3 protein-coding genes are annotated in these 1,197 nt (G+C 67.2%); 1 reads left to right on the plus strand and 2 read right to left on the minus strand.

Annotation, left to right across the window (positions count from 1 at the left end; genetic code table 11):
* Positions 1 to 102 precede the first annotated feature (102 nt).
* Entirely contained in the window at positions 103 to 405 is a 303-nt protein-coding gene (locus tag ABTU92_RS28795; RefSeq protein ID WP_408094995.1) for a hypothetical protein, read from the plus strand.
* A 43-nt stretch (positions 406 to 448) separates the two neighbouring features.
* Here the strand turns inward: ABTU92_RS28795 and rpsU are convergent, their stop codons facing one another.
* Positions 449 to 751, minus strand: coding sequence for a 30S ribosomal protein S21 (gene rpsU, locus ABTU92_RS28800; protein ID WP_408094997.1), 303 nt, complete (start codon positions 749 to 751; stop codon positions 449 to 451).
* 238 nt (positions 752 to 989) lie between these two features.
* Positions 990 to 1,197, minus strand: a 208-nt coding sequence (locus ABTU92_RS28805; RefSeq protein ID WP_408094996.1) for a hypothetical protein, incomplete at its 5' end; no start/stop codon positions are given.

Below are 1,197 nucleotides of genomic sequence, written 5' to 3' on the forward strand. Positions count from 1 at the left end.
GACCGACCGAGCCACACGGGTCGTGATCGGTCGGGACCGTTGCGGAGCGTCCCGGGCCGCGTTCGCCGATCGGCCGACGACTTCGAGAGCCGGGAGCACGACATGACCGACGATCCGATCGATCTCGATCAGCATCGTGGGATGGCCGCCCAGAAGGCGACCGAGCTGCGGCGTCTGCGCGTCGACGTCGAGGCGAACGCCAAGGCGTTGATGGAGAGACAGAAGGACCTGGAGACTCATCTCCTGGCGGCGCCTGCCCACACGTGGGCCGAGGCGGCCGAGAAGGCTCATTATCTGCTGACCTTGTTCGCCGCGAGCCCGGCCGCCCAGGACCCGCGACGTCAGCGGCTGATCTCCGATGTTCTCGAGGATTTCCGTCGTTTGTCGAACGAGACCGACGGCTGACGACGATCGGGCTGCCGGCGATGCGGCGAGGGCCTCCGGACCGTCACGCCGGACGCGGAAACGCGGCGGGACGGCCGGCGACAGCATTGCCCTGCTGCCCTGCCCCACGCTTCGCTGCGACGACCTTCTTCTTGGGTGCCGCGATCTCACCGTCGCGTACGGCCTTCTTCCGCGCGAGCTTGCGGGCGCGGCGCACCGCGTCGGACCGCTCGCGCGCCAGCTTCTCCGAAGGCTTCTCGTAGAACCGCCGGAGCTTCATCTCCCTGAAGATCCCGTCCCGCTGCATCTTCTTCTTGAGCACGCGGAGCGCCTGATCGACGTTGTTGTCACGAACGAGAACTTGCACGCGGACATCTCCTTTGCGGGTGACGCGGGTGATCGATCGCGCGCGTCGGACCGCCGGTCTGGACGCGTCGTGCCGGGACGCATCGTGAAACACGACCCCCGCGGTCGTGGCCGAACGCGGGGGGTCTGGTCTCGTCGGGGTCGCTCGGGCCGGCCCGTTCGATCGCTCCGATGCGAGCGAACACGTCATTGCCGCCGCTATCGGGCGCGATGAAGCCGGAGCCTTTCCGACTGTAGAATCACGTCACGGTTCCAGCGCTCGTGGAGCCGCATCTTCGTGTCGACGCGTTCGTCGCGGCAGCGCCTGCGCCCCCCGTTCGTTCGAGACCCTGGATTACCGTCGGTCGGACGCGATGCTGGGGATAGATCAGTCGTTTCGGGCATTTTCTTCGATCGAGGCCGACCATCGCATCGAGATCGCCCGAGAGCAATGTGGCGATCCGCGCG

The organism is Rhodoplanes sp. SY1 (assembly GCF_046000175.1).
GTDB lineage: Bacteria > Pseudomonadota > Alphaproteobacteria > Rhizobiales > Xanthobacteraceae > Rhodoplanes.